Below are 23,985 nucleotides of genomic sequence, written 5' to 3'. Positions count from 1 at the left end.
GAGCTTTAGCAACCGGTCAGCGGCGGTGGTAGCCGCGCCCACCCCAGCCGCGTCCGCCGCAGCACCAGTGGCCGAACGAAAAGTCCAGGCCGATCGATACCGGCGGGTAATAATAGGCCGGTGCCGGCGCGTAATAAACCGGCTGGGCGACGTAGGTGGTCGTATAGACCGGCTCGGTGGTATACACCACGCGCGACGCGCTTTGCGCCGGCAACTCTTCCGTCCACGTGCCCGACTGCACGCTGCTGCCCGCAGGCACGGTCGACACGGTATGCCACTGATACGGATCCTGCACGCGGGCGCTGGTGTAATACGGCTGCTGCACTGCGCAGCCTGTCATTGCCGCCAGGGCGGCCACTACGGCGATGATGGTTTTCATGGCGAATTCTCCTTGTTCCAGATGTTACTATATAAGGAAGTGCGGCAATGCTGGAGTCCCATTACAGCTTGTTACACCCGATGTAACAGACGAAAAAAAAGGAACCGCGCGCGGTTCCTTTTTTGTCTGCAACGCCGGGCTTACTCCCGCTGCTTAGTCCAGCTTCCAGGCGTAATCGACCTTGGTCCAGGTTTCGGCCGGGGCGCCGTCCTTGGTGCCCGGCTTGAACTTGCAGGCGCTAATGGCCTTGATCGCGGCCTTGTCCAGGTTCTTGAAACCGCTGCTCTTTTCAACCTTGGAATCGGCCACCGAGCCGTCCGGCTTGATCAGGAAGGACATCGATACCGTCCCCTGCTCTTCGTTCATCAGCGACGCTTTCGGGTATTCGGCCTTGCAGTTTTTTGCATCGAAACTGGCCGGAACTTCAGCAGCAAACGCCACTGGTGCGCTCGAAACGAGCACTGCTGCAATCACACTTAACCAACGCTTATTTGTAGACATCTGATTTCCCCAAGTGTTTTAGTATCCGGCACTTTGCTGATTTATTACAGTTTCCAGCTGTAATCGACTTTGGTCCAGGTCTGGGCCACGGCGCCGTCCTTGGTGCCCGGCTTGAACTTGCAGGCGCTCAGGGCCTTGATGGCGGCCTTGTCGAGGTTTTTGTAGCCGCTCGACTTGTCGACTTTCGACTCAACCACGTTGCCGTCCGCAGCCACCAGGAAGGACATGGTGACGTCGCCCTGCTCTTCGTTGATCAGCGATGCCTTAGGGTATTCAGCCTTGCAATTCTTGGAGTCCAGCGATGCTGGCACTTCGCCGGCGAAAGCGGTCGAAGCAGCGGACAGGATGACGGCGGCGAATACACTGGTAGAAAACTTATTCATTATGCAATTTCCAAATAATTATTATTAAAAACTGGTTAGTCGAATCCCACAGCGGACCTACGTGCCGCGCAAAAGCGCGACGGCAGACTGCGGCAAAGTTTTAGAACTCTTCCCACTCATCGCTGCCGGCGGTGCTGGCTGCCGAGGCGACTTTCTTCGGTTTGGCTGCTGCGGCTGGCGCGGCGGCCAGTTTTTTCACAGGAGCGCGGGCGGTGATCGGTTTGACCACTGCCTTGGTGGCGGCAGGCTGGTACACAGGAGCCGTAACGCGCTCCTCGCCTTCCACCAGTTTGAAGATGCTGACCACGCGCGACAGTTCGGCGGCCTGGTCTTGCAAGCTTTGTGCGGCGGCGGCGGCTTCTTCCACCAGCGCGGCGTTTTGCTGGGTCATGCTGTCCATCTCGATGATGGAGACATTGACCTGTTCGATACCAGCGCTCTGCTCCTGGCTGGCGTTGGCGATTTCGCTCATGATGTCGGTCACGCGGCGGACCGAGGCAACCACCTCGTCCATCGTCACGCCGGCCTGGCCGACCAGCTTGGTGCCGGCGCCGACTTTTTCGACCGAGTCATCGATCAGCATCTTGATTTCTTTTGCCGCACCGGCCGAACGCTGGGCCAGGTTGCGCACTTCCGACGCCACCACGGCGAAGCCGCGGCCTTGTTCGCCGGCACGTGCCGCTTCCACCGCGGCGTTCAGCGCCAGGATGTTGGTCTGGAAGGCGATGCCATCGATCACGCCGATGATGTCGACAATCTTCTTGGCCGATGCGTCGATCGAGCTCATGGTGTCGACCACTTCCGACACCACTTTGCCGCCCTTGATCGCCACGTCCGACGCGGCCGACGCCAGCTGGTTGGCTTCGCGGGCATTGTCCGCATTCTGTTTAACGGTCGAGGTCAGTTCTTCCATCGCCGACGCGGTTTTTTCCAGCGAGCTGGCCTGCATTTCGGTACGCGACGACAGGTCGATGTTGCCGGCGGCGATTTCACGCGAGGCGGTGCCGATGGTTTCGGTGCCGGAGCGGACCTGGCCCACGATATCGACCAGGCTGTTGCGCATTTCTTTCATTTCGGCCAGCAGGCTGTCCTTGTCGTTGCCGGCGGTATCGATGGCGATCGACAGGTCGCCGTTGGCGATGCTGCCGGCGATCGACGCGGTGTAGTCAGGCTCGCCGCCCAGTTGTTTCAGCAGGCCGCGGGTGATCACCACGGCGGCGGCTACCGAGATACCGACAGCCAGCAGGCCCAGCACGATCATGAAGCTGCGCGCGCTGGAGAAGCCGCTGGCGGCATCCACTTGTACTTGTGCATTCAGCTTGTCTTCCAGCGTGGCCAGCTGGTCGAGCGCGGCCATCCATTTTTTCTGGGCTGGACGGATTTCCTTGATCAGTACCTTGGTTGCTTCTTCGGCCTTGTTGGCCAGCCACAGTTCGGACGCCTTGGCGATGGCCGGCATGGCGATCGCTTCCTGCTCCTTGATGGTCGCCAGCAGCGCCTTTTCTTCAGGCGTGGCTTCGACCGAGAACTGCGTGCTCAGTTTGTTTTGTGCATCGGCGTACTTGCCGGCCAGTTCCTTGATGCGATTCATCTCCGGCTCCATGTCGCCGGCATCGGTCATCAGGGTCAGGATACGCAGCGACGTGATGCGGTCGCCCACGTTCGCGCGCATATCGACCACCAGGCGCGAGACGACGTTGTTCACGCTGATGACGTGGTCCAGGCGATCCTGGATTTGTGCCATGCGGAAGATGCCGACGGTCGTCACCGCCACCAGAAATAAGAGAACCAGCGCGAATCCGAGACCCAGGCGCGTTCCGACTTTCATTTTTGCTAAATTCATTTCGTCTCTTCGTAAGTGACACAGTTGATAAGAGTGCCCTGGATGGCTTCGTCTTTTGCACGGCACTATCCACTCGGCCCTTGCTGCTAGGTAATATATGTGACAGTAGCAAACAATGACTGCGAATGCAAAACTAGCGGTTCGGGGAATGCTGATGTGTCGCTTTTGAACCGCAAATACACAGAAGGAACAGCGTGGATATGTGTGTATATTAGGGAATTATAGATGCAAATTTTGCTTCAAAGCAAGCAAAACCTGCCTTAAAAATACGCAAGCGAACTTTCTGCGTGGAAATACCAACACACCCGACGATTGTTTGCCAAATAGGCTAGATCATGCGGCAATGCGCAGGTGCGAGGCGGCTTCGAGCAGCAGGCGGGCGTCGCCGGCGGCGAGTTTTTTGGAGTCGGACAGGACCTGGCGGAAAGCGCGGGCACCCGGCAGGCCTTGCATCAGGCCCAGCATGTGGCGGGTGATGGAATTGAGCTTCAAGCCGTTTCCACCGTGCTGGGCCAACTGGGCCTGAATGTAGGGAATCATTGCTTCCAGGACCTGTTCGCGGGTCTTGGGCGTGGTGGCGGCGCCATAGTAACGCTGGTCGAAGCCGGCCATCATGAACGGATTGTGATACGCCTCGCGGCCCAGCATGACGCCGTCCAGGTGCTTCAGATGCTCGTCGATTTCGGCTTCGGTCTTGATGCCGCCGTTGATAATGATTTCGCAGTCAGGAAAATCGCGCTTCAATTGATAGGCGAATTCGTACTTCAGCGGCGGCACTTCGCGGTTTTCCTTGGGCGACAGGCCCTTCAGGATGGCGTTGCGCGCGTGCACGATAAAGGTGGTGCAGCCGGCCTGGTTGACGGTGCCGACGAAGTCGCGCACGAAGTCGTAGCTCTCGGTCTGGTCGATGCCGATGCGGTGCTTGACGGTGACGTCGATGCTGACGGCGTCGCGCATGGCCTTGACGCAGTCGGCCACCAGCTGCGGCTCGGCCATCAGGCAGGCGCCGAACGCGCCCTTCTGCACGCGCTCGGACGGGCAGCCGCAGTTCAGGTTGATCTCGTCGTAGCCCCACTTCTCGCCCAGTTTGGCGCTGGTGGCGAGGTCGGCCGGATCGCTGCCGCCCAGCTGCAGCGCCACCGGATGCTCTTCATCGCTGAAGCGCAGGTGGCGCTCGACGTCGCCGTAGACCAGCGCGCCGGTGGTGACCATTTCCGTGTACAGCCAGGTGTGACGGCTGATCTCGCGGTGGAACACGCGGCAGTGGCGGTCGGTCCAGTCCATCATCGGCGCGACGGACAGGCGGCGGCCCGGCACTGCGGGGGCCTTGGCGGTGGTCGGCAGGTTGATGATGGTCATGGCGGCAACACTCGGTATCGGTCGGGGGTCGACATTATAGCTCAGGCGGCGGGCGGCGTCCGCAGCGCCCGCAGGATGTCGCGCCAGCTAAGGATGCCGACCAGCCGGTCGGCAGCGCTGAGGATGGGAATGCACGAAATATTGTGCGCATTAAACACGTCGATGGCGTCGTCCACACTGGCGTCCGCGCGCAGCACGACGGGGCGGCGTGACATGATCTGGTGGACTTTCTTGTTCAACGTGGCCACGTCCTTGTAGGTTTCCACCGAGCTGCCGAGGTTGGGGCTGAGCGCCTTGTACAGATCGCGGTCCGAGACCACGCCCAGCAGCTCGCCTTGCTCCATCACCAGCACGTGGTGGAACTTGCCGTGATCGAAGATTTCCTTGACCAGGCTGAGACGGTCGTCCAACTCCACCGTCACCACGTTCTTGCTCATGATTTCCTTGAGTTCCATGCCCTCCTCCGCAGATGCCGATTGAAGTCCATAGGCTACAACACAAACGGCAGCGTCACCAGTCCGACCAGGTAGCGGGCCGGCTTCTTGCCGGGATTGGCGTAGCTGATGTGCTGGTCCTCGCGGATGGCCAGGCAGTCGCCCTGCTCCAGCCGCCATTGCCCGTCGCCGGCGCTGATGTCCATCACGCCCTCCAGCAGCCACACCTGCTGGTAGACGTCGGACTCGCGCAGCACCTGCTCGTAGGCCACGCGCTGGCCGGGCGGGAAGATCACTTCGACCAGCTGCATCGGCGAGCGGGCCGGCGGCGACAGCTGGCGCCGCACGTAGCCGGAGGCCGGATCGGTCCACACCGCCTGCTCGACCGCGCGCCGCAGCGGCGATGGCGCGCTCGGCGCCACCTCTCCCGCCTCGAACAGCGAAGCCAACGTCACGCCCAAGGCGCCGGCCAGCTTGTCCAGCACGGTGGCGGTGGCGCTGCTCTCGCCGCGCTCGATCAGCGAGATATTCGACCGGCTGACGCCGCTGCGCTCGGACAAGGCCGTCAGCGACAACTGCCGCGCTTCGCGCAAGGCCAGCAAACGGCTGGCAATAAGTTCGTTGATATCCATGAAATCCATTATACTGGATTTTATCATCCAATAAACTGTCGCCCACCGCCACCATGCAAATCGCCTTTGAATCACCCAACCAGCCCGAGGTCATCGCCCTGATCGCCGATCTCGACGCCTACCAGCTGACCTTGTATCCACCCGAATCCGTGTACGCGCTGGACCTGGACTCGCTGATGCAGCCGCACGTCAAGTTCGCCGTCGCGCGCGACACCGAAGGCGCCATCGTCGGTTGCGGCGCCATCGTATTGACGCCGGAGTACGGCGAGATCAAGCGCATGTACGTGCAGCCGGCCCAGCGCGGCAAGGGACTGGCGCTGGGCGTGCTGTCCCTGCTGGAACAGGCGGCGCTGGACCAGGGCTGTCCGCTGCTGGTGCTGGAAACCGGCCCGGCGCAGCCGGAGGCGATCGGCCTGTACCAGCGCCACGGCTTCCAGCGCTGCGCGCCCTACGGCGGTTATCCGGACGATCCGCTCAGCGTGTTCATGGAAAAACCGCTGCCGCGCCTGTAATCAGTGGACTACGCCTTTTTCTTCTTGCGCACCACCGCCAGCTTGGGCGCCTTCGGGCCGAACATTCCGGCCACGCGTTCCAGCCGCGCGGCGCCGTCGCCGGTCAGCGTGCCGGTGGCGCCGGCCACCTGGCGCACGATGCCCAGCGCCGCCGCGCGCGCTTCCGGCTCGGCCGGCAGCAGCAGCGGCAGGTCGCGCATCGCGGCCGCCTCGTCCACCTGCAGCATCAGATACTGGTCGCGCACGATTTCCTTGAAGTGGGTGAGGCTCATTTCCTTGTCGTCCGAGGTGCGCAGACGCAACTGGCGTATGGTGGCGAAGGCGCGCTCGTCGGCGGCGCTCATCTCCGGGCTGCGGTAGATATACAACAAGCCGCGGATGATGGCTTCGGCCACCCCGCCCTCTCCCGTCTTCAGCGCCAGCGCGGCGCGGTGCGCCACCAGCGCCGCCTCGCGCGCGATGTCGCGGCCAATGCGGCGCGGCCTGCCGCCGTCGGTGCGCAGGCCCACCAGCGCCTGCAGCACCGGCGAGCCGTAGACGTTCAGGAACAACTGTTCGGTGGCGTGGTCGCGCAGGTCGCGGTAGCGGTCCAGCGCGGCGACGATCCGGCCGGACATCGCTTCCTGCATCTGCAGGAAGATATTGTCGGCCGCCACCGGGCGGCGCTCGGCGCGCACCTTGGCCGCCATCGCCGGAATGCCGTTCAGCAGCGGATTCTTGCTGGAGAAGGCCGTGTAGCGCAGGCGCAGCGGATGCAGCTCGCGCTGCCGCTCCGCGCTGCTCTCGCTGACCATGGTCTTCACCAGCGGGCTGGCGAAGGTGCGGTACAGCCCCTGGTTGATTTCCGACACGCGGGCGACGGTGGCGAAGCGGCGCTCGTCCTCGACATCGTTGCCGCCCAGCGCCCGCAGCGCATCGAGGCCGCGCCGTTCGAAACGCATCACATAGTCGCCGGCCGCCAGGTCGCCGGCGGCGATTTCGGCCTGCAGCATTTCCTCATCCTTGTCGAGGAACACCGCCTCGTACAGGCCGGGCGGCATGATGTCTATCATGTCCATCGCCGCGGTGAATTCCTCGTGCTCCTTGTTGGCCACCGAGGCCGAGACGAAGATGCCCAGGTGGCCTATGTCCTCGTGCATCGAGTAGATGATGGTCTGGCCGCCCGCCACCAGCGCGGCGTCGTCCTCGTACAGGTCCAGCACCCAGCCCAGCGCCTGCTGCGGCGGCGTGATGTCGTCGCCCCACGAGCAGAACACCACGATCGGCGACTTGATGTTGCGCAGGTCGATGCGGTGGCCGGCGCTGTCGAGCAGCGCGGCGTCGCTCAGGCGGTTGCCGACGAACAGCGAGTCGGCGATGTACTGCATTTCGCCCGCGTTCAGCAGCACCGGATTGCCCCACCATTTCTCGAACTCCAGGAAGCGCGGCGCCTCGGTGTCGATCTTCGAATACGCGTTGTAGTTCTTGCTCCACAGCGTGTTCGACGGATTCATTTTCTCGAAGTTGGCGACCAGTTGCGCGCCGTCGAAAATGCCGTTGCCGAGGTCGCCTGCAAGCGAAGTCATCCATGTACCGCCAAGCACGCCGCCCAGGTAGCGCAAGGGATTCTTGCCGCGCACGCCGGCCCAGTACGACAGCGGAGCGCCGGCCAGCACCAGCGGGCCGACCAGGTCAGGATTGAGCGCGCTGGTCATCATGATCTGCCAGCCGGCCTGGCAATTGCCGATCAGCGCGGGCTTGCCATCGGCCTGAGGATGCAGTTCGGCCACCCTGGCGATGAATTGCGCCTCGGCGCGGCACACGTCCTCGATGGTCTGGCCCGGCACCGGCTGCGGCAGGAAGCCGACGAAATAACAGGGATGGCCGGCCTTCAGCACGACGCCGATTTCGCTGTCCTGCTTCATGCCGCCGATGCCGGGGCCGTGGCCGGCGCGCGGATCGAACACGATGAAGGGGCGCTTGGCGGGATCGGGGGTGATGCCGTCCGGCGGCACGATATGCAGCAGGCCGTAGTTGACCGGGCGGGCCAGGTCGCGGCCGTCGAGCACGACCTCGAACTCAAAGCTCAGCACGTGCGGCGCGGTCTGCTCGGCGCGGTGGTTGCGCTCGTCGCCGCGCTGGCGCAGCACGTCCATGAACAGCACGCTGCGCTGGCAGGCGTCGATCCAGTAGTCGGTCGCCTGCTGCGCCAGAAGGAAGGGATTGGCGGGCCATTGCGGCCAGCCCTGCTTGTCGTCGCTCACCGGAGTCTCCTTGATGCTGGCTATGCTGCCATGCATCAAAGTACCCCAGTGGAAATGAAAAGGCAACCGAATCCCGAGACGAAAAAAAACCCCCACCTGGCCCGGGGGCTGGTGGGGGTTTTCAGACTGCCGTCAGATCATCAGTTGAACTTGTGATCGTACTGGACAGTGAACTTGGCCGAACGTGGAGCCGTAGCCGACAGAGGCGCCTCGTAGTTGGCCGACACAGCGGTACCGCTGTTGTAGGCTTCGGTCACGTTCTGGATGGTTTGACGGTTGAACACGTTGAACACGTCGATCTTGAACGCCAGGCCCTTCACCGTCTGCGGCGAGTAGGTGGCGTTCACGTCCAGGCGGGTATCCCATGGCAGACGGCCCAGGGTACCGCGCGGCACCAGGACGTTCTTGCTGCGGTCGGAACCGAAGCAGTAGAAGGTCTGGTTCGAGTAGTTCGGCGAATCGCCAGGAGCTGGAGCGCTACCGATGCAGCTGCGTGGACGGCCGGAAGCTGCCAGGAAGTTGCCGCCGAACGAGAACTCCTTGTTCAGGATGTAGAAGCCGTAGGCTTTCAACTGGTGCTTGCGGTCGTTAGGCAGCAGGCCGTTGGCGCCCACCATCAACTCCGGATAATCCCAGACCGAGGTGGCCGACACGTCGGTCTGGCCGTTGTCCGAACGCACCTGGCCTTCGGTGTTACCCTTGTTCTTCGACAGGGTGTAGTTGACCTTGCCGTACCAGCCGTCGCGCAGCGGGTGTTCAGCGAACAGGTCCAGCGCCGCATAGGTACGGGTTGGATCTTCAGCGAAGCCGATCTCCTGTTTGGTCAAATGCACCAGTACGTCGTTCTTGCCGCCACCGGCAAAGTCGATGTAGAAGCTGTTGTCGCGACCTGGATTCATGGTCTGGCAAGTGTTGCCCCACAGTGGATTGGTTTTGTAGGAGGTGATGTTGTGGGCGTCGGCCCATTTTTCGAACGGACGCACATCGCAGAAATCGTCAATGGTCGATTTCAGCTTCTTGTAGGTGGCCTTCGCGCCGAAGTTCAGCGTTGGCGACCATGCCTTCTCGAAGCCAACCACCAGTTCGTCCTGGTACGACGGCTTCATGTCCAGCGCGGCAAGGGTCTTGGTGTCCTTGTCCTGGCCGAACTCGTTGTTACCCGACAGCGGGACGGTCAGCTGCTGCCCGAGGATCGGTGAGCCGTCGGCGTTTACGCCCGTGTAGGTGTAGTACTGGTCGGTGTTGGTCGAACGGCCTGCGCCGCGCACGGCGATGTGGGTCGGGATCGGCACCGAGAAGCGACCGGCGCTACCGAAGATCTTCAGCGATGCATCGCCGTTGGCGTCCCAAGCGACGCCCAGGCGTGGCGAGTAGGCGGCCTTCATATCGAGGAAGGTGACGCCGGAGTCGTTGATGTTCTGGAAGCCTTCGCGACGCAGGCCACCGGTGATCAGCACGTTCTGCGAGATCTGGAACTTGTCTTCCAAGTATTGCGCGGACTGCTTGGCGAAGGAGTCGGTCACGTCCGAGAACAGGCCCTTGCGCACGTAGTAGCCCTGCGCGGCCAGGCCGCCGTAAGGTGTCAGCGCCGGTACGGAGCCGCCGGTCACGTCGAATGCCGCGCCCGGTTTGTCCGTCTTCAGGTATTCCCAAGTACCGCCACCAGCCTTGAATTCCCCTGCATTGAGGGAAGCAACCTTGGTGTGGTCAAGGCCGCCGCGCAGCGTATGCTTGCCGAGCTGCCATTCGAGGTCGACGCGGTAATTCTTGACGTCGTCCTTCGAGCCGTTCGCCAGCACGTTGCCGCTCTGCGGCTGCGGGTTAGGATAGGCTATGCCAGGGGCTTGGTTGGCCACCAGCGCGGTCGTGGAGAACAGCACCGCTGTCGGATCGTAGTTCGGGAACTCGTTCAGGTGGCGCGACACGGTCTGGCCCCACAGGCCGGTCAGCGTCAGGTCCTGGGTCAGGTTACCGGTGTACTTCAGCATGGCGGTCTTGCCGCCGTTGCTGTCGACGTCGGTGCGGGTGGCGCGCGAGGTGATGTTGTTCTTGCGGCCGGCGATGGCGTAGTCGGCCGCGGTGACCGCGCCGTTGGCGCCGGTGCCGATCATGCCAGAATCCTGCACCTGCTCTTTCGGCGTGTCGCCGAACGCGGTGAATTCCAGACGATGATTGTCGGTGATGTTGTAATCCAATTTCAACAGGTAACGGGAGGTGCGAGTCTGACGATCGCGCCATGCGTTCTGGCCCAGAGAAGTCGCGACACGGGTCAGGTTGACGAAGGATTCATCACGGTCGCCTTCTTCGGCGGCGGCGAAAATGAACAGCTTGTCCTTGATCAGCGGGCCGCCGAGGTAGACGCTGGTGATCTGCTCTTCATAGGTGTTCTTGTCGCGGCTCTGGCGCAGCGTGTCATCAGTCTTGCTGCCTGGCACGCCGGTGTGGCCGTAGTTGAAGTTCCTGTAGGTCGCGCGCAGGTTTTGCGGCTGGAAGCTGGTCATCACGCCGGCTTCCCAGGTGTTGGTACCGGACTTCGAAATGACGTTGACCACACCGCCGGTCGAACGGCCGAATTCGGCGCCGTAGGAACCGGTCAGCACTTGCGCTTCGGCGATCGCGCCGAATGGCAGCTGGGACGCGCCCAGGCCGGTCAGTGGGTTGACCACTGGGAAACCGTTGATGTAGTACGAGTTTTCCGACGCGGCACCGCCGGCGAAGGAGGCACCGCCAGCGAAACGGCTGTCGACGCGGGTGGTGTTCGGGGCCAGCTGGATGATGCCTTCGATGTTGCGGGCGATCGGCAGGGATTCCAGTTGCTTGGCGGTGAACGTGGCGCCGCTTGGGCTGGTCGACACGTCGATGGTGCGGCGCTGGCCGGACACTTGAACGGTCTGGATCTGCTGCGCAGGGAACACCACTTCGGTGCTCTTGCCCAGGGTTGCATCGGCCTCGGCGGTGCCGATGACGGCGTCGCCCTTGACCAGGGTCAGCTTGTAGCTACCGGTCGGCAGCGAGGTCGCCTGGAAGCGGCCCGATGCGTCTGGTACCAGCGTGCGGCGGACGCCGGTGGCTGGATTTTCGATGTGAACTTTCACATCCGGTCCTGGCGAGACGACGCCGAAGATGGTACCGGTCGCATTCGACTGCGCCATGGCAGGCTGGATAACGCCGGTCATGATGATAGCAGTGCCAAACGCGACTGTTAACGCGTGAGCAATAACGGTTTTTCTTAACATGTGATTTCCCAATTTCCCGATTGAAGAAGCTTGTTTGACGTCAAGTCTGTGAGTGAGCACATCTTGTCGCCACCAGCTGTGTTTTTTAATAGCCCCAACTTTTTTCCAACTACGAATCGCTTTATGGGCGATTCCCTTTAAGCTTGCTTTACGGTGAGTAAAACGAACTCAAGCATCGATAAAACCACGCGGGCCAAAATGGTGTCAATTGCAAGTGCGGAATTTTCATCAATAAAACAACATTTATCTTTCCTCTAACGCAATGGCGCATCATATTGGTGCGTGATTACCCCTATTTCGCGCATAAATATCACTGATTTGGTGCAATTTCTCTACCAAAAATAGGTGGTTGGCAGACGCGGTTTTAACTATCGGGACCGGTCACCAAATTTTATATGGTGGCCCATGATGGTGCGATTTGGGCAAAACGCAGCAGAGCGCCGCCACGGGCCGCAAAATGACAAAAAGCCGCCCAGCTTGCGCTGGACGGCTTTCACGCCTGTAAGGGCGGTTTTTAGGCTCTGGAGGGCTTATGCGCCTTCGCGCGATGCCTTCTTGCGTTCGTGTTCCTTCAGGAAACGCTTGCGCAGGCGGATCGATTTCGGCGTGATCTCGACCAGTTCGTCGTCGTCGATGAATTCGACGGCGTATTCCAGCGACATCTGGATAGGCGGCACCAGGCGCACCGCTTCATCGGTACCCGACGAACGCACGTTGGTCAGCTGCTTGCCCTTGATCGGGTTGACCACCAGGTCGTTGTCGCGCGAGTGGATGCCGATGATCATGCCTTCGTACACCGGGTCGTTGTGGACCACGAACATGCGGCCGCGATCCTGCAGTTTCCAGATCGCGTAGGCCACGGCGGCGCCGTCGTCCTGCGAGATCAGCACGCCGTTGCGGCGGCCGCCCAGCTCGCCCTTGGTGTTGTCCACCGGCGCGTATTCGTCGAACACGTGCGACATCAGGCCGGTACCACGGGTCAGGGTCATGAATTCGCCCTGGAAGCCGATCAGGCCGCGCGCCGGGATCTTGTATTCCAGGCGGACACGGCCCTTGCCGTCCGATTCCATGTTCTGCAGGTCGCCGCGGCGGCGGCCCAGTTCTTCCATCACGCCGCCCTGGTTGGCTTCCTCGACGTCAACGCTCAGTTGCTCGAACGGCTCGTGGCGCACGCCGTCGACCATCTTGAACACCACGCGCGGACGCGACACGGCCAGCTCGAAGCCTTCGCGGCGCATGTTTTCGATCAAAATCGTCAGGTGCAGCTCGCCGCGGCCCGACACTTCAAAGATGGTGTCGTCGTCGGTCGGCGCCACGCGCAGCGCGACGTTGGCTTTCAGTTCGCGGTCCAGGCGGTCGCGCAGCTGGCGGCTGGTGACGAACTTGCCTTCGCGGCCGGCCAGCGGCGAGTTGTTGACCATGAAGTTCATGGTCAGGGTCGGCTCGTCGACGGTCAGCATTTCCAGCGCATCCGGGGTGTCCGGCTGGCAGATGGTCGAGCCGATGCCGATTTCCTCGATACCGTTGATCAGCACGATGTCGCCGGCGACCGCTTCGTCCACCAGCACGCGCTCCAGGCCCTTGAAGTTCAGCACCTGGTTGATGCGGCCCTTGATCGGGGTCGAGCCTGGGCCGTTGAGGACGATGACGTCCTGGCCGGCCTTGATGCGGCCGCGCGAGATACGGCCGATGCCGATCTTGCCGACGTAGGACGAGTAGTCCAGCGAGGTCACTTGCATCTGCAGCGGACCGTCCGGATTGTCGTCACGGACAGGAACGTGCTTCAGGATCGCTTCGAACAGCGGGGTCATGTCGCCTTCGCGCACTTCCGGGTCCAGGCTGGCGTAACCGTTCAGCGCCGATGCGTAGACAACCGGGAAGTCCAGCTGTTCGTCGGTGGCGCCCAGTTTGTCGAACAGTTCGAAGGTCTGGTTGATCGCCCATTCAGCGCGCGCGCCCGGACGGTCGATCTTGTTGACCACGACGATAGGCTTCAGGCCCAGCGCCAGCGCCTTGCGGGTGACGAAGCGGGTCTGCGGCATCGGGCCTTCCTGCGCATCGACCAGCAGCAGCACCGAGTCGACCATCGACAGCACGCGCTCCACTTCGCCGCCGAAGTCGGCGTGGCCCGGGGTGTCGACGATGTTGATGTGGGTGCCTTCGTACTCAACCGCGCAGTTCTTCGACAGAATGGTAATGCCGCGTTCTTTTTCGAGGTCGTTCGAGTCCATCACGCGGGTTTCAACTTGCTGGTTTTCGCGGAAGGTACCGGATTGACGCAGCAGTTTGTCGACGAGGGTGGTTTTACCGTGGTCAACGTGGGCGATGATGGCGATGTTGCGAATTGCGCGTTTTGTAGTAGACATGGTCGTTATATTTGCTGAAAAACTGCGGGTGCGTACGTAACGTACGAGAGTGGCCAATTTCTGGAACCGCGTAGTATAGCATGTTGCGGTGCAACTCCCTCTGAAATCCTGAATATTTTCAAAGAGTTGCTTTATTGGCGGCTAGGGTGACGCCGGTGGCGAATTAAAGGCGATCAGGCGCTCCGGCGCCAGGATGCTGTACTCGCCGAGGATGGCGGTGCCGAGCAGCTTGCCGTCCAGGTAAACCCGGACCCTGCCCTGCCCGGCCGGCACCACGACCGCTTCCTTGCCCAGCGCCAGGCGCTGGCCGTTGAGGAAGCGTTTGGCCAGCTCGGCCGTCAAGTGCACGGCCGGAAAGCTCGACAGCAACGCATCGACCGGCGCCAACAGGCTCAGCGGCGCTTCGTGCGCCGTCAGCTGCTCCAGGGTCAGCATGCCGTCCATGGTCAGCGCGCCGACCTGGGTGCGGCGCAGCGCGTTCAGATGGGCGCCGCAGCCGAGCGCCTCGCCGATGTCCTGGCCCAGCACGCGGATGTAGGTGCCCTTGCTGCAGGTGACCGACAGCTTCAGGAACGGCGCCTCGTAAGACACCAGCTCGAGCTTGTGGATGACCACGTTGCGCGCCTCGCGCTCCAGCGTGATGCCGGCGCGGGCGTATTCGTACAGCGGCTTGCCGTCGCGCTTGAGCGCCGAGTACATCGGCGGCACCTGCGCGATCGGGCCGCGGAAGCGCTCCAGCACGGCGTGGATCTGCTCCAGCGTGACGTCGACGGCCCGGCTGGCTATCACTTCGCCTTCGGTGTCGCCGGTGTCGGTGGTCTGGCCCAGGTGCACCGTGGTGTCGTACGATTTATCGGCTTCCAGCAGGTCCTGCGAGAACTTGGTGGCCTCGCCAAAGCACAGCGGCAGCAAGCCGGTGGCGAAGGGGTCGAGGGTGCCGGTGTGGCCGGCCTTCTTGGCGTTGAGCACGCGCTTGGCCTTGATCAGCGCATCGTTGCTGGAAAAGCCGACCGGCTTGTCGAGCAGCAGCACGCCGTCGACCAGGTCGCGGACTTTCTTGGGATGGTTTTGCTTCATCGGTGCAGCGTGCTTACTCGCCGTCTTTCTTCTCTTCGGCCGGCGCCTGGTCGTCGTCCAGCGAGCGGGTGCTGTTGGCCTGGTCGATCAGCAGCGACAATTCCATGCCGCGCGCGGTCGACGTGTCGTGCACGAAGTGCAGCATCGGCAGCGTGTGGATGTGCAGGCGCTTGCCCAGCTGGCCGCGCATGTAGCCGGCCGCGGCGCTCAGGCCGTCGACGGTGTTCTTGACCTGCTCCTTGCTGTCTTTCAGCATGGTGAAGAAGATCTTCGCGTGCGCGTAGTCCGGCGTCACTTGTACTTCGGTGATGGTGATCATGCCGACGCGCGGGTCCTTCAACTCGTAGGCGATGATTTCCGACAGGTCGCGCTGGATCTGGTCGGCCACGCGCTGACCGCGCTGTGGGATGTTTTTGCTATGTTTTGCCATGATATTCCATAAACGGCAAGTGGACGGGAGCTGATGCCCCCGTCCACTTTACCTGTTGCTGCCCTATGCGCCGGAGCTTACAGCGTACGAGCGATTTCCTGCACTTCGAACACTTCCAGGGAGTCGCCCACCTGGATGTCGTTGTAGTTCTTCAGCGACAAGCCGCACTCCAGACCGGCGCGGACTTCTTTCGCGTCGTCCTTGAAGCGTTTGAGCGAGTCGATCTCGCCGGTCCACACCACGATGTTGTTGCGCAGCAGGCGTACCGAGGACGAACGCTTGACCACGCCATCGGTGACCAGGCAACCGGCGATGGCGCCGACTTTCGAGACCAGGATGACCTGGCGAATCTCGACCTGACCGATGACGGTCTCGCGTTTTTCCGGTGCCAGCATGCCCGACAACGCCGATTTGATCTCGTCGATCGCATCGTAAATGATGTTGTAGTAGCGGATGTCCACACCGTTCGACTCGGCCAGCTTGCGCGCCTGGGCGTCGGCACGGGCGTTGAATCCGATGATGACCGCTTTCGAGGCGACCGCCAGGTTGACGTCCGATTCGGTGATGCCGCCGACCGCTGCGTGCACAACCTGTACCCGCACTTCGGAAGTCGACAGTTTCTGCAGCGAGCCAACCAGCGCTTCCTGCGAACCCTGCACGTCGGTCTTGATGATCAGCGGCAGGTTCTTGACTTCGCCTTCGGCCATCTGGTCGAACATGTTTTCCAGCTTCGCGGCTTGCTGCTTGGCCAGTTTCACGTCGCGGAACTTACCTTGACGGAACAGACCGATTTCGCGCGCCTTGCGCTCGTCCGCCATGACCATGACTTCTTCGCCGGCTTGCGGCACTTCGGTCAGGCCCTGGATTTCGACCGGGATCGATGGACCGGCTTCGTTGATCGGCTTGCCATTTTCGTCCAGCATCGCGCGCACGCGGCCGTAGGAAGAGCCCGCCAGGATCACGTCGCCGCGCTTCAGCGTACCGGATTGCACCAGGATGGTCGCGACCGGGCCCTTGCCCTTGTCCAGACGTCCCTCGACCACCAGACCGCGCGCAGGCGCATCGATCGGGGCTTTCAGTTCCAGCACTTCGGCTTGCAGCAGCACCTGTTCCAGCAGCGCGTCGATGCCGACGCCGGTCTTGGCCGATACCGGCACGAATGGCGATTCGCCACCGTATTCTTCCGGCACCACTTGTTCGGCAACCAGTTCCTGCGTCACACGGTCCACGTTGCCGCCCGGTTTGTCGATCTTGTTGATCGCCACCACCAGCGGCACGCCGGCCGCTTTCGCGTGGGCGATCGCTTCCTTCGTCTGCGGCATCACGCCGTCGTCCGCCGCCACCACCAGGATGACGATGTCGGTTGCTTTCGCACCGCGGGCACGCATCGCCGTAAAGGCTTCGTGACCCGGCGTATCGAGGAAGGTGATCGTGCCGCGTGGCGTATCCACGTGGTAGGCGCCGATGTGCTGGGTAATGCCGCCGGCTTCGCCCGACGCCACCTTGGCGCGGCGGATGTAATCCAGCAGCGAGGTTTTACCGTGGTCGACGTGACCCATGACGGTCACCACCGGAGCGCGCGGCACCGATTCAAAGTGAGCGTGCTCACCCTGGTCGGCCAGCAGCGCTTCCGGATCGTCGATCTCGGCGGCGAAGGCCTTGTGACCCATTTCTTCGACCAGTATCATCGCGGTTTCCTGGTCCAGCACCTGGTTGATGGTGCACATCTGGCCCAGCTTCATCAGTTGCTTGATGACTTCGGAAGCCTTGACCGACATCTTGTGCGCCAGTTCGGCCACGGTGATGGTTTCCGGCACGTAGACGTCCTTGATGACGGCTTCGGTCGGCGCCTGGAAGTTGGTTTCGCGGTCATCGGCGTGCGAGCCGCGACGGCCGCCCTTGCCGCCACTGCGCCAGCCGTCACGGCCGCCGGTCGAACCGGTGTTGCCACGGCCCTTGTTGGCCGCGCCGGGTGCGCCGCGTTTCTTGGCGTCGTCCTGCCAGGTCGACGAGACATTGGCCGACTTGATCGACTTCTTGTCCGCGGTGACCGGCTTCTTGTCGTCTTTCTTCTCGCCAGGCTTGGCCACGGCGCCGGTGGCAGGCTTGTGCAGCGTGCCTTCGGCAACCTTGGCCTTGACCGGCGCGGGCGCCGGTTCAGGCGCCTTGATGGCGCGGCGCGGCGCGTTCATCATGGCCTTGATCTGGGCAACCTCGTCGGCCACGGCTTTGCGTGCGCGCTCGGTGGCATCCGCTTTTTCGGCGGCTTCCTTGGCGGCGACGGCGGCCTTCTTCTTGGCTTCCTCGGCGGCGGCTTTTTTCTTTTCCTCGGCGGCGGTGTCGGCTACCGGCGCGGTGCCGGCAGCTGCGGCGGTCGCGGCGGCGGCGGCCTTGGCGGCGGCTTTCTTGGCTTCAGCGTCGGCTTCCTTCTTGGCTTCCGCTTCGGCGGCGGCGGTGGCGCGCGCTTGCGCTTCCTTCTCCGACTCCAGCTTGGCCAGGCGCTCCTGCTTCTCGCGCAGTTCCGCTTCCTGACGTGCGATCAGTTCTGCCTGCTTGCGTGCCTCTTCTTCGCGGCGTGCGACTTCAGCGGCGTCGACCACCGGGGCGGCAGGCGCCGCCGGCGCGGCGACGACCGGCTCGTCGCGCTGGACGAAGGTACGCACCTTCTTCACAGCGACCTGAATCGTGCGGGCCTTGCCATTGGCGTCGGCCTGCTTGATTTCAGTGGTTTCTTTGCGCGTCAGCGTGATCTTCTTCTTTTCGGTATCAGCCGAGGCGCCGTGGGTACGGCGCAGGTGATCGAGCAGCTTATCCTTATCATCTTTCGACAATGGATCTGACGTCGAACTTTTTTCGACGCCGGCAGAACGCAGCTGCGTCAGCAGCAAGTCTGCAGGCATCTTCAGTTCGGTGGCAAATTGGGCTACGTTGTTACTCGCCATTCAGTCCTCTTTTCTATGTGTCGCGGAGATGATAAAGATACTCAAATTAAGCCTTTGCAGATTCGGCAAGACTCCATGCCTTGGCCTGGAGGCCTTTGGCACGGTCGTCGTACTTCGAGTCAACCAACTTCATCTCATCGTCGGTCACATCTTCAAATTCACTCTTAATCAATGCTCGTGCACGGTCTGCGGACAACGCCAGGATGGCGCCGAATTCGTCGTAGGCCAGTGCAGCAAATGCTTCCACCGTCTTGATGCCAGCCAGACCCAGCTTGCCGGCGGTGACGCGGTCCATGCCTTCCAGACCGACCAGCGCCTCGTCCATGCCTTCCAGGCCTTCTTCCGAAGCGATCGCTTCGGTGACCAGGGCGTCACGGGCGCGGGTACGCAGTTCGTTGACGGTGTCTTCGTCGAACGATTCGATTTCCAGCATTTCGGAGATCGGCACGTAGGCGATTTCTTCCAGGCTGGCAAAGCCCTCTTCCACCAGGATGTCGGCGACTTCCTGGTCGACGTCCAGTTTTTCCATGAACAGTGCGCGCACCGCCGCGGTTTCCTGGGCTGCCTTGTCGGCCGATTCCTCGGCCGTCATGATGTTGATCTTCCAGCCGGTCAGGTCGGAAGCGAGGCGCACGTTCTGGCCGGAGCGGCCGATGGCGATCGCCAGGTTTTCCTCGTCGACCACGACGTCCATCGCGTGCTTCTCTTCGTCGACCATGATCGACGAGACGTTGGCCGGAGCCAGCGCGCCGATGACGAACTGCGCCGGATCTTCGGACCACAGCACGATGTCGACGCGTTCGCCGCCCAGTTCGCCGGTCACGGCCTGCACGCGCGAACCGCGCATGCCGACGCAGGTGCCGATCGGGTCGATGCGCTTGTCGGCCGTGTAGACGGCGATCTTGGCGCGGACGCCGGCGTCGCGCGCCGCCGATTTAATTTCCAGCATGCCTTGCTCGATTTCCGGCACTTCCAGTTCGAACAGCTTCATGATGAAGTCCGGAGCGGTGCGCGACAGGATCACTTGCGGGCCGCGCATATTGCGGTCGATGCGCAGGATGAAGGCGCGGACGCGGTCGCCGATACGCAGGTTCTCTTTCGGGATCATCTGGTCGCGTGGCAGGCGGGCTTCGATCTTGCCCGACTCGACGATCGCATCGCCGCGTTCCATGCGCTTGATGGTGCCGGTCACGAGCGCGTCGCCGCGCTCCAGGAAGTCGACCAGGATCTGTTCGCGCTCGGCGTCACGCACGCGCTGCAGGACCACCTGTTTGGTGTCCTGGGCGAAGCGGCGGCCGAATTCGACGGATTCGATAGGCTCTTCGATGTGGTCGTCCACTTCGATGTCCGGAATCTGTTCCTTGGCTTCGAAGTGCAGGATTTCCTGGTCCGGCAGCTGCAGGCCGGCTTCGTCGGGCACCACGTGCCAGCGGCGGAAGGATTCGAACTCACCCGACTCGCGGTCGATCGAAACGCGAATATCCACTTCACCTTCATAGCGTTTCTTCGTGGCTTGCGCCAACGCGAATTCAAGCGCGCCGAAAACCACATCTTTATCGACGTTTTTCTCACGCGCCAGCGCGTCTACCAATAACAAAACTTCGCGACTCATGCTTTGCGTCCCTTAAAATCCACCTTTGGCACCAAGCGTGCCTTATCCACATCGGCGAGCGTAAACTCCAACAACGCCGGACCTTCATTGCTTTCAAATTCCAACGACAAATTATCGCCCTGGGGTTCTTGCAGAACGCCCTCGAACGATTTCCGGTTGTTCGTACCCGGCATTGCGGTGCGCAGTTTGACGATTGCTACGCAACCGGCAAAACGCACGAAGTCTTCCAGCTTGCGCACCGGGCGATCCAGCCCTGGCGACGAGATTTCGAGACGCTCGTAGTTCACGTTCTCGACCGTCAGCACGTGCGACAGCTGGTGGCTGACCGTGGCACAATCCTCCACGGTAATCGGGCCTTTTTCTTCGGCGTCGGCGGCGTTGAAATCGATAAAGACGCGCAGCAGTCCGCGCTCGGCCCGTTCGACATCAACCAGCTCATAGCCCAGACCCGTTACGGTCTTTTCAATTAATTCCGGCAGCTGCAAGAAATTCTCCAGATCAAGGCCTGTTTCAACATATTAAAAACAGGCCGTTCAAAACGGTTCACCAAAAAAAAAATGGGCATCTGCCCATCTTCTTGTAATACCCAGCCAGATGAAAGCATTCTCAGGGGAAGTACCCCGCGAAGAACTTTTACTAGGCTGATTATTATAACCTTATATGATCTCCGCTGCAATGCCGCACGAGTCGGAAAAGCAGGCACGCAACAGTTCAAATAAGGCTACAAGCCTTGCAAACAGGCGCTATCGCCGGTTTGCAAGGACGGGGGTTTAACCCTTGCGACGACGCGGCATGCCGTGGTCGATCGCACCGCCGCGTGGCGGCTGGCCGCGGCGCGGCGCGCCGGAATTACCAAAACCGAAAGTCGTCTGCAACGGATCCGGCTGGCGCGGACCGCGGCCCGGACCCTTGGCCGACTGGCCGCCGCCCTGACCCGCTCCACCCTGGCCGCCTTGCGGACGCCCCTGCCCTTGCGGACGGCCGCCCTGGCCCTGCGGACGCGCCGGGCCTTCGCCCAGCGGACGGCCGCCGGCGTAACCGCCGATGCCCTGCGGACGACCACCCGGACGGCCCGACGTCTGCGCGCCGGCCGGACGGCCCTGGCCGTTGCCATTGCCGCCTGGACGGCCGCTGCCCTGGGCGCCGCCTGGACGACCCTGGCCATTGCCGCCCGGACGACCCTGGCCGCCACCGAAACCGCCGCGGCCCTGGCCGCGCGGGGCCTTGGCGAACGGCATCGCGTTGTCGTTGCTGACATCGGCGCGGTTGAAGTTCGGTTCGTCGTGATCGTCCTCGTCATCGTCGTCGAAATCGCGGTCATCGCCACGGCCGCGTTGCGGACGCTTTTCCGGGCCCTTGTTCTGGGCCGGCTTGGCTTGCTGCGGGCCTTTGCCGCGCGGCGCAGGCGCATCGCCCGCACCTTTCTTCTCGACGCCGTACGCCGCCATCAGGTCGCGCACGGTGTTTTCTTCCATCTCTTCCCAGCGGCCGCGCTTCAGGCTGCTTGGCAGGGTCATCGCGCCGTAGCGGGTGCGGATCAGGCGCGACACGGTCAGGCCGATCGCTTCGAACATGCGGCGCACTTCGCGGTTGCGGCCTTCGCCGATGATCACGCGGTACCACTTGTTGATGCCCTCGCCGCCGCCGTCGGCGATCTTGGAGAACTGCGCCAGGCCGTCTTCCAGCTCGACGCCGGCCAGCAGCTTCTGGCGCATGCCTTCTTCCAGCACGCCCAGCGTGCGCACCGCGTATTCGCGGTCGATGCTGTAACGCGGGTGCATCAGGCGGTTGGCCAGGTCGCCGGAGGTGGTGAACAGCAGCAGGCCTTCGGTATTGAAGTCGAGGCGGCCGATGGCCAGCCACTTGCCGGCCTTCATGGTCGGCAGGCGGTCGAACACCGATGGACGGCCTTCCGGGTCGTCATGGCTGACGATCTCGCCGGCCGGCTTGTGGTACACCAGCACGCGCGGCGGCTTCTTGCTGACGCGGCGCTGGATCAGCTTGCCGTTGATGCGCACCGCATCGGTCGGCAGGATGCGCTGGCCGATGTGGGCCGGCTCGCCGTTGACCGACACGCGGCCGGCAACGATCAGGTCTTCCATGTCGCGGCGCGAGCCGAGGCCGGCTTCGGCCAGGACCTTGTGCAGCTTCGGCGCGTCGTCGTCCGAGGTCAGGTCGCGGCGCACGGCTTTCGGCGCCTGGCGGCCCTTGCCCGACTCTTCGCTGTCGAAGGCGTCGGAGGTGACGTAGGAGAACGCTGCGTCGGCATCGTTGGCCTTGGCGCCATTGGCGTTCTGGCCGGGACGCGGCTTGCCGTTCTTGCCCTTGCCGTTCTTGCCGTTGCGTTGACCATCGCGCTGGCCGTCGCGCGGACCGCGCTCGTGGCGCGGCTTGCCGCCGTTCGGTGCGGCGCCCTCTTCCGCCGGGGCGGCTTCGCCTTCGGCGGCAACTACAGGGGCCGGGCGCGGCATCATCGCCTCGCGGGCGGCGCGCTGTTCGCGCATCTGGCGCGGGCCGCGCGGACCGCGTGGGCCACGCTCACCGGCTTCGGCAGGAGCGGCTTGCGCTTCGACTGCGGGGGCTGGTGCCGCGGCTGGCGCGGCGGCTGCAGCTGCTGCGGTATCGGCAACAACCGGCGCGGCCGGCTTTTTGGCGCGCGGCGCCTTGGCCGGAGGTTCAGTTGCAGCTGCAGCTGCGGGAGCGGCTTGCGGCTGGGCTTCGGCGCCGTCGGCTGCCGGAGCGGCCTTGGCGGCCGGCTTGGCGCGCGGTTTTTTCACCGGGGCTGCGGCGTCTGCGGCAGCCGGTGCGGCGACCAGGTCGGCCTCCGCCTTGGGCTTGCGCTTGGCCTTGACCGGCGCGGCGCCGGACTCGGCGGCGGCGCTCGGCGCATGCGCCTCGCTATCGGCTTCGATCTGGGCTTTGGTGCGGCGTTTAGGCTTGGCGGCCACTTCGGCCGGCGCTACGTCGTTGACTGTCTCAGGGGAATTAGGATTGTTCATTATTCATTTCTTGGTTGTGCTCAGCGTCAACCGTTAAATCTGGCGCAGGGTCGTGATTAATTGGTTCTGGGCCGGCTTCCGGGCTGGTCGACGCTGGTTCAGCTTCGACGACGGGCAACTCGCTTTGCGCGGCTTTCTCAAAGTTTTCCTGCAGGGCCGCTTCCAGCGCTTCCATATCCGGACCGCCACCCTGCATATCGCTGATTTGCTGCAAAGGAGGCAGCTGGGACAGCGAATTCAAGCCCAAATCATCCAAAAACTGCTTGGTGGTGCCCAGCAAAGCCGGGCGGCCGACGACGTCGCGGTAACCGATGGCGTCTACCCAGCCCCGGTCTTCCAGCATCTTGATCGTCTGGGAATTAACGGCTACGCCGCGTATCTCTTCAATATCGCCCCGTGTCACCGGCTGGCGGTAGGCAATGATGGCCAGGGTTTCCAGCGTCGCCCGCGAGTACTTGGGCGGCCGCTCCGGGTTCATCCGGTCGAGATACAACTTCATCTCGGGGCGGCTCTGGAAGCGCCAGCCGGTCGACAGGCTGATCACCTCCACACCCTTGCCGGCCCAATCCAGCCTTAATTCTTCGAGCAATTCCTTGATCGTATCGGAACCGACTCCGGGACCGCGCGGCCGGTCTTGATCGTCCACTTCGACAAACAGCTTTTTCAGACTGTGGATCGACAATGGCTCACGAGCGCATAGCAAGGCGGTTTCGAGGACTCTTTTAGCCTCTGCTGTATCCATAGCAATCTTGTGGTTGCATTTTCATGCAAGAAAGAAATCAATCACATTCAGTGAGGCAATGGCCAGCATCTACGACGCTGCCTGCTGGAATACTCGCTGAAGCTGTTTTTCCGACGCCCGGGCCGATGCGCGCCAGGCGGGAGAGAGGGACATGCCAGCGGCGGCCGAAGCCATCGCTTCATACATAAAACGTGCTCTGGAAGCGTGGTTTTCGGGCGAAAACATACGCGGCCAAGCTAAGACGTTTCATCCAACAAGCCGAATTGTACCTGATAAAACCGCAAAACGCGCATTT

General features: G+C 62.5%; 18 protein-coding genes. 1 reads left to right on the top strand and 17 read right to left on the bottom strand.

Features of this window, described 5'->3' with window-relative positions:
- Positions 1-16 precede the first annotated feature (16 nt).
- The 7 genes from ABWW33_RS06685 to ABWW33_RS06655 all read right to left on the bottom strand — a co-directional run bounded on the left by ABWW33_RS06685 (position 17) and on the right by ABWW33_RS06655 (position 5,531).
- Entirely contained in the window at positions 17-379 is a 363-nt protein-coding gene (locus tag ABWW33_RS06685; protein WP_176655579.1) for a hypothetical protein, read from the bottom strand.
- A 153-nt stretch (positions 380-532) separates the two neighbouring features.
- Entirely contained in the window at positions 533-880 is a 348-nt protein-coding gene (locus ABWW33_RS06680; protein ID WP_176655578.1) for an energy transducer TonB, read from the bottom strand.
- Positions 881-924: 44 nt separating this feature from the next.
- The gene (locus ABWW33_RS06675; RefSeq protein ID WP_176655577.1) at positions 925-1,263 is read right to left on the bottom strand and encodes an energy transducer TonB; all 339 of its coding nucleotides are present in this window, start codon (positions 1,261-1,263) and stop codon (positions 925-927) included.
- A 100-nt stretch (positions 1,264-1,363) separates the two neighbouring features.
- Positions 1,364-3,106 carry a methyl-accepting chemotaxis protein gene (locus tag ABWW33_RS06670; protein WP_353400234.1) on the bottom strand — a complete coding sequence of 581 codons (1,743 nt, stop codon included), beginning with the start codon at positions 3,104-3,106 and terminating at the stop codon, positions 1,364-1,366.
- 333 nt (positions 3,107-3,439) lie between these two features.
- Positions 3,440-4,465 (bottom strand): tRNA dihydrouridine(20/20a) synthase DusA, encoded by a 1,026-nt coding sequence (dusA, locus tag ABWW33_RS06665; RefSeq protein WP_353400231.1) that lies wholly within the window; start codon positions 4,463-4,465, stop codon positions 3,440-3,442.
- A 41-nt stretch (positions 4,466-4,506) separates the two neighbouring features.
- A complete protein-coding gene (locus ABWW33_RS06660; protein WP_353400228.1) occupies positions 4,507-4,920 on the bottom strand; it encodes a CBS domain-containing protein in 414 nt (137 codons plus the stop codon).
- A 35-nt stretch (positions 4,921-4,955) separates the two neighbouring features.
- Positions 4,956-5,531, bottom strand: a complete 576-nt coding sequence (locus ABWW33_RS06655) for a helix-turn-helix domain-containing protein (RefSeq protein WP_353400225.1) — start codon at positions 5,529-5,531, stop codon at positions 4,956-4,958.
- 53 nt (positions 5,532-5,584) lie between these two features.
- Between ABWW33_RS06655 and ABWW33_RS06650 the strand changes: the two genes are divergently transcribed.
- A complete protein-coding gene (locus ABWW33_RS06650; protein WP_176655573.1) occupies positions 5,585-6,043 on the top strand; it encodes a GNAT family N-acetyltransferase in 459 nt (152 codons plus the stop codon).
- Between the two features lie 8 nt (positions 6,044-6,051).
- On the opposite strand, the gene ABWW33_RS06645 is transcribed toward ABWW33_RS06650, so the two are convergent.
- The 10 genes from ABWW33_RS06645 to scpB form a co-directional block, all read right to left on the bottom strand.
- A complete protein-coding gene (locus ABWW33_RS06645; protein ID WP_353400222.1) occupies positions 6,052-8,322 on the bottom strand; it encodes a DUF3141 domain-containing protein in 2,271 nt (756 codons plus the stop codon).
- A 104-nt stretch (positions 8,323-8,426) separates the two neighbouring features.
- Positions 8,427-11,462, bottom strand: coding sequence for a TonB-dependent receptor (locus tag ABWW33_RS06640; RefSeq protein ID WP_353400219.1), 3,036 nt, complete (start codon positions 11,460-11,462; stop codon positions 8,427-8,429).
- Between the two features lie 590 nt (positions 11,463-12,052).
- Positions 12,053-13,888 carry a translational GTPase TypA gene (gene typA, locus ABWW33_RS06635; RefSeq protein ID WP_176655571.1) on the bottom strand — a complete coding sequence of 612 codons (1,836 nt, stop codon included), beginning with the start codon at positions 13,886-13,888 and terminating at the stop codon, positions 12,053-12,055.
- 141 nt (positions 13,889-14,029) lie between these two features.
- Positions 14,030-14,965, bottom strand: coding sequence for a tRNA pseudouridine(55) synthase TruB (gene truB, locus ABWW33_RS06630; RefSeq protein WP_353400216.1), 936 nt, complete (start codon positions 14,963-14,965; stop codon positions 14,030-14,032).
- Between the two features lie 13 nt (positions 14,966-14,978).
- Positions 14,979-15,395: a 30S ribosome-binding factor RbfA gene (rbfA, locus tag ABWW33_RS06625; protein ID WP_176655569.1), complete on the bottom strand. Its 417-nt coding sequence runs from the start codon at positions 15,393-15,395 to the stop codon at positions 14,979-14,981.
- Between the two features lie 77 nt (positions 15,396-15,472).
- Positions 15,473-18,337 carry a translation initiation factor IF-2 gene (infB, locus tag ABWW33_RS06620; RefSeq protein ID WP_176655568.1) on the bottom strand — a complete coding sequence of 955 codons (2,865 nt, stop codon included), beginning with the start codon at positions 18,335-18,337 and terminating at the stop codon, positions 15,473-15,475.
- A 46-nt stretch (positions 18,338-18,383) separates the two neighbouring features.
- Positions 18,384-19,949 (bottom strand): transcription termination factor NusA, encoded by a 1,566-nt coding sequence (gene nusA, locus ABWW33_RS06615; protein WP_176655567.1) that lies wholly within the window; start codon positions 19,947-19,949, stop codon positions 18,384-18,386.
- The gene (rimP, locus tag ABWW33_RS06610; protein WP_176655566.1) at positions 19,946-20,434 is read right to left on the bottom strand and encodes a ribosome maturation factor RimP; all 489 of its coding nucleotides are present in this window, start codon (positions 20,432-20,434) and stop codon (positions 19,946-19,948) included. The genes nusA and rimP overlap by 4 nt, the downstream gene beginning before the upstream one ends.
- Positions 20,435-20,719: 285 nt before the next feature.
- Complete coding sequence (locus ABWW33_RS06605; protein WP_353400211.1) at positions 20,720-22,948, bottom strand: pseudouridine synthase; 2,229 nt, start codon at positions 22,946-22,948, stop codon at positions 20,720-20,722.
- Positions 22,935-23,690, bottom strand: a complete 756-nt coding sequence (gene scpB, locus ABWW33_RS06600; protein ID WP_176655564.1) for an SMC-Scp complex subunit ScpB — start codon at positions 23,688-23,690, stop codon at positions 22,935-22,937. The genes ABWW33_RS06605 and scpB overlap by 14 nt, the downstream gene beginning before the upstream one ends.
- Positions 23,691-23,985: the final 295 nt, after the last annotated feature.

The sequence above is a fragment of the Duganella hordei genome (assembly GCF_040369125.1).
Lineage (GTDB): Bacteria > Pseudomonadota > Gammaproteobacteria > Burkholderiales > Burkholderiaceae_D > Rugamonas > Rugamonas hordei.
Note: the sequence above shows the minus strand (reverse complement) of the source record. Positions and strands in the feature narration are given on the sequence as shown.

What these genes read in the sequence shown, in the direction of transcription:
- rbfA (WP_176655569.1), bottom strand. Translation starts at nt 15,395, where the DNA reads ATGGCAAAACATAGCAAAAACATCCCACAGCGCGGTCAGCGCGTGGCC.
- ABWW33_RS06675 (WP_176655577.1), bottom strand. Translation starts at nt 1,263, where the DNA reads ATGAATAAGTTTTCTACCAGTGTATTCGCCGCCGTCATCCTGTCCGCT.
- ABWW33_RS06680 (WP_176655578.1), bottom strand. Translation starts at nt 880, where the DNA reads ATGTCTACAAATAAGCGTTGGTTAAGTGTGATTGCAGCAGTGCTCGTT.
- nusA (WP_176655567.1), bottom strand. Translation starts at nt 19,949, where the DNA reads ATGAGTCGCGAAGTTTTGTTATTGGTAGACGCGCTGGCGCGTGAGAAA.
- ABWW33_RS06605 (WP_353400211.1), bottom strand. Translation starts at nt 22,948, where the DNA reads ATGAACAATCCTAATTCCCCTGAGACAGTCAACGACGTAGCGCCGGCC.
- infB (WP_176655568.1), bottom strand. Translation starts at nt 18,337, where the DNA reads ATGGCGAGTAACAACGTAGCCCAATTTGCCACCGAACTGAAGATGCCT.
- ABWW33_RS06670 (WP_353400234.1), bottom strand. Translation starts at nt 3,106, where the DNA reads ATGAATTTAGCAAAAATGAAAGTCGGAACGCGCCTGGGTCTCGGATTC.
- ABWW33_RS06650 (WP_176655573.1), top strand. Translation starts at nt 5,585, where the DNA reads ATGCAAATCGCCTTTGAATCACCCAACCAGCCCGAGGTCATCGCCCTG.
- scpB (WP_176655564.1), bottom strand. Translation starts at nt 23,690, where the DNA reads ATGGATACAGCAGAGGCTAAAAGAGTCCTCGAAACCGCCTTGCTATGC.
- ABWW33_RS06645 (WP_353400222.1), bottom strand. Translation starts at nt 8,322, where the DNA reads ATGCATGGCAGCATAGCCAGCATCAAGGAGACTCCGGTGAGCGACGAC.
- ABWW33_RS06655 (WP_353400225.1), bottom strand. Translation starts at nt 5,531, where the DNA reads ATGGATATCAACGAACTTATTGCCAGCCGTTTGCTGGCCTTGCGCGAA.
- ABWW33_RS06685 (WP_176655579.1), bottom strand. Translation starts at nt 379, where the DNA reads ATGAAAACCATCATCGCCGTAGTGGCCGCCCTGGCGGCAATGACAGGC.
- dusA (WP_353400231.1), bottom strand. Translation starts at nt 4,465, where the DNA reads ATGACCATCATCAACCTGCCGACCACCGCCAAGGCCCCCGCAGTGCCG.
- truB (WP_353400216.1), bottom strand. Translation starts at nt 14,965, where the DNA reads ATGAAGCAAAACCATCCCAAGAAAGTCCGCGACCTGGTCGACGGCGTG.
- ABWW33_RS06640 (WP_353400219.1), bottom strand. Translation starts at nt 11,462, where the DNA reads ATGACCGGCGTTATCCAGCCTGCCATGGCGCAGTCGAATGCGACCGGT.
- ABWW33_RS06660 (WP_353400228.1), bottom strand. Translation starts at nt 4,920, where the DNA reads ATGGAACTCAAGGAAATCATGAGCAAGAACGTGGTGACGGTGGAGTTG.
- typA (WP_176655571.1), bottom strand. Translation starts at nt 13,888, where the DNA reads ATGTCTACTACAAAACGCGCAATTCGCAACATCGCCATCATCGCCCAC.